Annotated in this window: 8 protein-coding genes and 1 pseudogene; 4 read left to right on the top strand and 5 right to left on the bottom strand. The window is 67.4% G+C overall.

Annotation, left to right across the window (positions count from 1 at the left end; genetic code table 11):
• Nucleotides 1–365 (top strand): annotated as a pseudogene (locus MIC448_RS14555) (HNH endonuclease); the annotation flags it as partial.
• A 336-nt stretch (nt 366–701) separates the two neighbouring features.
• On the opposite strand, the gene MIC448_RS14550 reads toward MIC448_RS14555, so the two are convergent.
• The 3 genes from MIC448_RS14550 to MIC448_RS14540 all read right to left on the bottom strand — a co-directional run bounded on the left by MIC448_RS14550 (nt 702) and on the right by MIC448_RS14540 (nt 4220).
• A complete protein-coding gene (locus tag MIC448_RS14550) occupies nt 702–2126 on the bottom strand; it encodes a PhoH family protein (protein ID WP_243420048.1) in 1425 nt (474 codons plus the stop codon).
• A gap of 153 nt (nt 2127–2279) precedes the next feature.
• Nucleotides 2280–3401, bottom strand: a complete 1122-nt coding sequence (locus MIC448_RS14545) for an aminotransferase class V-fold PLP-dependent enzyme (protein ID WP_036301342.1) — start codon at nt 3399–3401, stop codon at nt 2280–2282.
• A gap of 33 nt (nt 3402–3434) precedes the next feature.
• The gene (locus MIC448_RS14540) at nt 3435–4220 is read right to left on the bottom strand and encodes an isoprenyl transferase (RefSeq protein ID WP_036301340.1); all 786 of its coding nucleotides are present in this window, start codon (nt 4218–4220) and stop codon (nt 3435–3437) included.
• 80 nt (nt 4221–4300) lie between these two features.
• On the opposite strand from MIC448_RS14540, the gene MIC448_RS14535 reads away from it, so the two are divergent.
• The gene (locus MIC448_RS14535) at nt 4301–4969 is read left to right on the top strand and encodes a hemolysin III family protein (protein WP_036301337.1); all 669 of its coding nucleotides are present in this window, start codon (nt 4301–4303) and stop codon (nt 4967–4969) included.
• A 21-nt stretch (nt 4970–4990) separates the two neighbouring features.
• On the opposite strand, the gene MIC448_RS14530 is transcribed toward MIC448_RS14535, so the two are convergent.
• Entirely contained in the window at nt 4991–5362 is a 372-nt protein-coding gene (locus MIC448_RS14530; RefSeq protein WP_243420047.1) for a hypothetical protein, read from the bottom strand.
• Nucleotides 5363–5434: 72 nt separating this feature from the next.
• Between MIC448_RS14530 and MIC448_RS14525 the strand changes: the two genes are divergently transcribed.
• Complete coding sequence (locus tag MIC448_RS14525) at nt 5435–5830, top strand: DUF4307 domain-containing protein (protein WP_036301334.1); 396 nt, start codon at nt 5435–5437, stop codon at nt 5828–5830.
• 117 nt (nt 5831–5947) lie between these two features.
• Nucleotides 5948–6439 carry a transcription elongation factor GreA gene (gene greA / locus MIC448_RS14520; protein WP_036301331.1) on the top strand — a complete coding sequence of 164 codons (492 nt, stop codon included), beginning with the start codon at nt 5948–5950 and terminating at the stop codon, nt 6437–6439.
• A 6-nt stretch (nt 6440–6445) separates the two neighbouring features.
• Here greA and MIC448_RS14515 read toward each other — a convergent pair.
• Nucleotides 6446–7451: pyridoxal-phosphate dependent enzyme (locus MIC448_RS14515; RefSeq protein ID WP_036301328.1), on the bottom strand; the 1006-nt coding region annotated here is incomplete at its 5' end.

Raw genomic sequence — 7451 nt, 5'->3', positions numbered from 1 at the left:
CCCTCGGCGACACCGGTCGCATCCTGCGCCTCGGCACCGAGGAGCGCGTCTTCAACCGCTACCAGCGCCGCGCGATCGCGCTGCGCGACGGCGGATGCATCATCCCCGGCTGCGGAGTCCCCGCCGGTTGGTGCGAAATCCATCACGTCACGGGTCATGCCGAGGGCGGCCCGACTCACACCGACAACGGAGTATTGCTCTGTTGGTACCACCACAGGTTCGTCGACCGAAACGGCTGGTCGATCCGCATGAACCGGGGCGTCCCCGAAGTCCGCGCACCCTCCTGGATCGATGCCCGAATGCTATGGCGTCCGGTCACCCGCTCCCCCACGAGGTTGCGCGATCGGGTCATCCGGCAGACATGAAGCGAGCCGATGCGGGCACCAGAATAGCGCCGCGAAAAAAGTGAAGCCCCCGGCGCTTGGGGGGATGCACCGGGGGCTGAGGCGCGTTATCTGGGGGACGTGCGCCTCGTTCGTCAGCCGCACCCGTCGGGATGGGTTTGGGCTGGCACTCCGATGATCAGCCACGAACTGGGGGGATCTTTTGGCCGATCATCGTCCCGCTCTCGCGGGCATATTCAGATTTCTCTTCCACAAATATGACAAGCGGGAATGAGAGGAGGCGAGGAAGGCGATGAGAGTTCTCTCATGACATTGAATACATCCGCCTTCCCCGCCCGTCACATCTGGCTCGTCCCGTTACGCCAATTCGCCCGCTTCCAGAAGGTCCGTCACCAGCGCTGCGATCTCTGAGCGCTCGGACCTCGACAGGGTGACGTGGCCGAACAGCCCGTGTCCCTTGAGCGTCTCGATGACCGAGGCGACGCCGTCGTGGCGGCCGACGCGGAGATTGTCGCGCTGCCCGACGTCGTGCGTCAGCACCACCCGCGAGTTCTGACCCATGCGACTGAGCACCGTCAGCAGAACGTTGCGTTCGAGTGACTGCGCCTCATCCACGATCACGAACGCGTCGTGCAGCGACCGCCCGCGGATGTGGGTCAGCGGCATGACCTCGAGCAGGCCGCGCTCGACGACCTCTTCCAGGACATTGCCCGAAACGACCGAACCGAGGGTGTCGAACACCGCCTGACCCCAGGGGTTCATCTTCTCCGCCTGGTCGCCCGGTAGGTACCCGAGTTCCTGGCCACCGACGGCGAACAGCGGTCGAAAGACGATGATCTTCTTCTGCTGCTGTCGCTCGAGCACAGCTTCCAGGCCCGCGCAGAGCGCGAGCGCCGACTTTCCGGTGCCGGCCCGGCCACCGAGCGAGACGATGCCCACCTCGGGGTCCAGCAGCAGGTCGATCGCAATGCGCTGCTCGGCCGAGCGTCCGTGCAGACCGAAGACGTCACGGTCACCGCGCACGAGACGAAACTCGGACGGCCCGGTCATGCGCCCGAGCGCCGATCCCCGCTCGGAGTGGATGATCAGGCCGGTGTTGACCGGCAGCCCCGTAACGGTCTCGTGGCTGCCGACCTCGCTCTCGTAGAGGTCGCTCAGTTCGTCGCCCGACAGGTCGATCGCGGCGATTCCGGTCCACCCCGAGTCGACGGCCTGCTCGGCGAGGTACTCCTCCGCTTGGATGCCGAGCGATGCGGCTTTGACGCGCATCGGCAGGTCCTTCGAGACGACCGTGACGTGCTGGCCGTCCTGCGCGAGATGCATCGCGATGGCGAGGATCCGGCTGTCGTTATCGGCGAGCCGCATGCCCGAGGGCAGGACGCTCGGGTCGGTGTTGTTGAGTTCGACACGCAACGTGCCGTCCGCTCCGACCGGCACCGGGAAGTCCAGGCGTCCGTGCTCGATACGGAGTTCGTCGAGGTGACGAAGCGCCTGACGAGCGAAGTATCCGATCTCGGGGTCGTGCCGCTTGCCCTCGAGCTCGGTGATGACGACGACGGGAATCACGACGTTGTGTTCGGCGAATCGGAAGTACGCCCGTGGATCGGACAGCAGGACGGATGTATCGAGCACATACGTACGGAGCGCGGAATCCGACCCGATCGAGTCGGCACGCTCGTAGCTCGTGTCGTGTGTGATTGCCGCGCTGCTGGAAAGCGTGTCCTGCTGGCGTGCTGCCCCTGTGGTCACAACCTGCTCCCGACCCGGGTTTGTACCCGGCATCCGCAAAGTCGACCACCGTGAGGTAGCGAGTCGCACTCTGGTGGCCGACTCGACCGGGCTACTTGCCCGATGAGATGAACGTACGACCGCGACTCTCCCGGCCGCGAATCGACACGCCCCGCCGGAGGTTACGCCTGCGTTAATTCCGCGCGGCTACCAGGTGCGCGCGTGCGCGAAGTCGGCGAGCGCGTCGCCGAGCATCACCATGCTGTCGGCGGCGGTGCCGACGTGCGGGGCGATGCGCACGGCACCGCTGCGCGTCGTGCACGTGACGCCGTGGTTCGCGAGGGAGGCGGCCAGAGCTGCGACATCCTGCGCGGGCGGCGCAAGCGTGACGATTCCGGCGCGGTGCACCGCTTCGCGAGGAGTCAGGGTCGGGATGTCGTAGCGCTCCGCGAGGAACAGGACCTCACGGGTGCGGGCGGCGAGCGCCTCTTCGATCTGCTCGACGCCGGTGTCCAGCACCTCCCGCAGCGATGCGGAGAGGCGTGCGGCGGCGATGTGGTCGGGAACGCTGACGGTAAACGCGTTCGCCCCGGCCGATGCCGGCGGCACGTCGTCGATCGGGAGTGCGACATCCGTTCCCGTCGCACCCGAGAAGACGGGCGTGAGTTCGGCGAGCGCTCGATCGCTGAACCATGCGAAGCCCGTGCCGCGACCGGCACGCAGCCACTTGTAGCCGTTGCCACACACGACGTCGGCCGCCTGGTAGTCCGCGGCGACCATGCCGAAACCCTGCACCGCGTCGACGATCAGGAGTCGATCGCCGATGACGTCGCGGATCCCGGCGAGGTCGGCACGGTAACCCGTCCGGAAGTCGACGAGGCTCACCGCGACTGCCGCCGTGGATGAGGTGATCGTGTCGCGCACGACTTCGGGGGTGACATAGCCGGCCGGCGGATCGATCCACTGCGGCTCGACGACGTGCAGAGCCTCGTGAGCGCGGGTCGCGGCGACGGTGAGGCTGGGGTACTCGCCTCGCGAGACCAGCAACCCTCCCGTGACGCCGAAGACCGCCTGCATGATCCCCTGCGTCGTGGACGGTTGCAGGGTGACGTTGGCTTCGTTACCACCCAGCAGCTCGGCCACCAGGGAGCGAGCGGATGCCGCGTGCTCTACGACATTGTCGATGCTCGAACGACGGCCCGTCGCAAGCAGTTCGAGGTCGGCGGTGTTCTCCTGGCGAACGGCGGGCGACAACGGGCCGAACGATGCCCAGTCCAGATAGCCGGGCTCGAGGTCGAACGACGCCGCGTAATCCTCGATGGTTGCCACCGGCCTATTCTGCCACGCCGACAGCGGCGCAGGTCAGCTACCGAATCGGCGCTCTCGCCGCGCGTAGTCGCGGATCGCGCGCAAGAAGTCCACCTCGCGCAGATCGGGCCCCAGCGCCTCGACGAAGTAAAACTCGCTGTGAGCGCTCTGCCAGAGCAGGAAATCGCTGAGGCGCTGCTCGCCCGAGGTGCGGATCACGAGATCAGGGTCGGGCTGACCGCCGGTGTACAGGTGCTCGCCGATCTGCTCGGGCGTGAGGCTGGCGGCCAGCTCCTCCAGCGATCCCCCGCCCTCGTCGTGTTTGGCGATGATGCTCCGCACGGCGTCCACGATCTCACTGCGTCCGCCGTAGCCGACGGCGAGGTTGACGTGCATCCCGGTGTTGTCACGGGTGCGCTCGCTCGCCTCGTGCAACACACGGGCAAGATCCGGCGGCAGGTTCTCGGAGCGCCCCACGTGTTGCACTCGCCAGTCACGCTCGCGCGAGAGCTCATCTGCCAGCTCGGCGATGATGTCGAGCAGGTCGGCGAGTTCACGCGACTCGCGCTTGGCGAGGTTGTCGTGCGAGAGCAGGTACAACGACACCACCCGCACCCCGACGTCGTCGCACCAGGTCAGGAATTCGCGCATCTTCGCCGCGCCGGCGCGATGTCCGTGAGCGGCCGAGTCGTAGCCCAGCTGACGCGCCCACCGACGGTTTCCATCGATCATCATCGCCACGTGGTGCGGCACCGGGTCGTCACGCAGGCTCCGGCGCAGACGGCCCGTGTAGAGACGGTAGAGCGGCCCTCGCCCCTGGTTCGACCCACCCGTGCTCACCCCCCTACGGTAACGCTTACGCTGGATGCGTGAGCCGTCGCCCGCGTTCCCACTCCCCCGAGGTCCCGTCGCTCCCCCTGATGGAGGCCGCCGCCGTCGACGCGCACGTCGACATCCGACCCACGTGGCGCGGCTGGATCCACGCGGCCACCTTCCCCATCGCGATCGTCGCGGGCATCGTCCTGATCGTCCTCGCCGATGGCACCGCCGCGAAGTGGTCGTCGGCGATCTTCCTCGCCACATCGATGCTGTTGTTCGGCACATCGGCGCTCTATCACCGCTTCGACTGGAGCACCCGCGCGAAGGCTGTGCTGAAGCGGATCGACCACGCCAACATCTTCCTGCTGATCGCCGGAACGTACACGCCGATCGCGGTGCTCGCACTTCCCCCCGAGAAAGCGACTCTGCTGCTGTCGTTGGTATGGGGTGGAGCGCTGCTCGGCATCCTGTTCCGGGTGTTCTGGGTCGGTGCGCCTCGCTGGCTCTACGTCGCCCTCTACATCGTGCTCGGCTGGGCCGCAGTGATGTACATCGGCGACCTCTTCGCGGCCAACGCCGTCATGATGACGCTCGTCGTCGTCGGAGGCCTGCTCTACACGTTCGGCGCGCTCGTTTACGCGTTGAAGCGTCCGAACCCGTGGCCCGGGCACTTCGGGTTCCACGAGATCTTCCACGTGTGCACGGTGCTCGCGTTCCTCTGCCACTGGACCGCGGCGCTGATCATCGCACTGAACCCCGTCTACGGCTGACGTCCGGCAGCAGCCGTCCCCTCACACGCGGGGCGGGGTGCCCCCGTCGGCGCGATTCTGCTCGTCATCTGCGCCATCGACGAACTGGTCGTCCGTGTCCGACGCCTCGACGGCCGCTGCGGCCTGCTGCTCGGCATCGAGTTCGGCGTCGATTTCGGCGCGGTAGCGGGCACGACGGATGCGGCGCTGCATGTCCCACACCAGCAACACCACGGCGACGACGAGGATCGCGACTATCGCGAAGCCCAGGAATCCGGGTGTGACGAGCTCAGGATCCGGCTCGACGACCGGTGTCGGTGACGGCGTAGCGATCGAGACGATCCACGAGAACGCGAGCATGGGGTCCTTCCGCACGGCGACCGATCCCGAGATGGCACGGGCGGCACCCGGCAACGCATAGCCTGGTATCACCAGCCTAACCAGTCCATGAGCCAGTCGCCGAGCCGGCACAGAAGGGGCCAGACGATGACCATCCAAGCCCGTCTCGACGAGCGGTACGGTCGCGGCCGGAGCGGTCGGCGTCGGTTGCTCGCCTGGATCACGGTCGGGGTGCTCGCCGTCGCTGCGACGGGCGCGCTCGCGTGGTCGACGGTGTCGACGGCGGCATCGGATGTCGACGCGGATGTCCTGGGATTCTCGCTCGTCGATCAGCACACCGCGACCGTGACCTTCCAGGTCACCGGTCACGCGGATCGCGAGGTCGCGTGTGCGATCGAAGCCCTCGACGAGGACTTCGGAATCGTCGGGTGGAAGGTCGTCGTGTACCCCCCGAGCGGCGAGGAGACGCGGGCTTACGAGGTATCCGTTCCGACCGTCAGCCTCGCCACGACCGGTTTGGTGAACTCCTGCTGGCTCCCCTAGGCTGACCGGATCACAGTGTGCGCCCCGGCTCGATGCCGGGGCGTTCGGCATATGGGCGACGAGTCGCCCTGACCCCTCACACCGCCGCATGAACACGAACCACAGAAGGAGAACGCCGTGTCTACTGACGCACCCGTGACCTTCCTCACGCAGGACGCCTACGACCGCCTCGCGGCAGAACTCGAGACGCTCGCGACGGACGGCCGCGAAGAGATCGCCAAGCGCATCGAGGTTGCCCGCGAAGAGGGCGACCTGAAAGAGAACGGCGGATACCATGCCGCCAAGGACGAGCAGGGACGCATCGAGGCGCGCATCCGCAACCTGCAGCAGCTGCTGAAGACCGCGGTCGTCGGCGATGCCCCGACCTCGACAGGCAAGGTCGTGCCGGGAACCGTCGTGACGGCAAAGGTCGCCGGGCGTGAACTGCGCTTCCTCCTCGCCAACCGCGAGCTTGCCTCGGACTCGTCGCTCGACGTCTACAGCGAGGCGAGCCCCATCGGCGCCGCGATCCTCGGCAAGAACGAGGGCGACACGACGAGCTACGCGACGCCGAACGGCCGCGAGATGGCCGTCGAGATCATCAAGGTCGAGACCTACACCGGCCAGTAGGGGTGATCAGTCGGGGACGACGACCGGGTGGAAACCCGCATCCTTCAATGTCTGCAAGGTCAGCGCCTTGTGCTCTTCGCCCCGCGTCTCGACGCTGATCTGCAGCACAACTTCGCTGATCTGAAGCCCCTGGCCGTGGCGCGTGTGCAGAACCTCGATGACGTTGGCGCCCGCCTGTGCGATCAGGTCCGACACGCGCGACAGCTGTCCCGGACGGTCGGGTAGAGGAATCCGCATGCTCATGTAGCGTCCGGATGCCGCGAGCCCGTGTGCGACGACCCGCTGGAGCAGCAGGGGGTCGATGTTGCCCCCCGACAAGACCGCGACGGTCGGTCCGTGCGCCTCGACCTTGCCCGCGAGGATCGCGGCGACACCGACGGCGCCGGCCGGCTCGACGACGACCTTGGCCCGCTCGAGCAGCACGAGCATCGCGCGGGCGATGTCGTCATCCGTCACCGTCACGACGTCATCGACGAGTTCCTGGATCATCGCGAACGGGATGTCGCCGGGGCGGCTGACCAGGATGCCATCGGCGATCGTCGGGCGCGTCACGACCTCGATCGGATAGCCGGCCCGCAGGGACTCCGGGTACGGGGCCGAGTTCTCGGCCTGCACCCCGATGATCCGCACGGTGCGGCCGGCAGCCGCTGCCATCGCTTTGACGGCGCCGGCGACACCGGCGATGAGGCCTCCCCCGCCGACGGCGAGCAGGATCGTGTCGACGTCGGGCATGTCCTGGACGATCTCGAGCCCGAGCGTGCCCTGGCCGACGATGATGTCCCGGTGATTGAACGGCGGGATGAGGACGGCGCCCGTGCGCTCGGCGAACTCCGCCGCAAGTCGCAACGACGTATCGACGGTCGGGCCGTCGAGGATCACGTCGGCTCCGTACCCGCGCGTCGCGAGAAGTTTGGGCACGGGGACGCCGAGCGGCATGAAGATCGTGGCCGGGATGCCGAGGGCCTGGGCGGCGAGCGCGACGCCCTGCGCGTGGTTGCCGGCAGACGCGGCG

The sequence above is a fragment of the Microbacterium sp. C448 genome (assembly GCF_000582705.2).
In the GTDB taxonomy this organism is placed as follows: Bacteria; Actinomycetota; Actinomycetes; order Actinomycetales; family Microbacteriaceae; genus Microbacterium; species Microbacterium lacus_A.
The sequence above is the reverse complement of the archived record's forward strand: the minus strand, read 5'-3'. Positions and strand labels throughout refer to the sequence as shown.

Excerpts from the sequence above, each read along its gene's own strand:
- MIC448_RS14525 (WP_036301334.1), top strand. The coding sequence starts at position 5,435 with ATGACCATCCAAGCCCGTCTCGACGAGCGGTACGGTCGCGGCCGGAGC.
- MIC448_RS14550 (WP_243420048.1), bottom strand. The coding sequence starts at position 2,126 with ATGCCGGGTACAAACCCGGGTCGGGAGCAGGTTGTGACCACAGGGGCA.
- MIC448_RS14535 (WP_036301337.1), top strand. The coding sequence starts at position 4,301 with ATGGAGGCCGCCGCCGTCGACGCGCACGTCGACATCCGACCCACGTGG.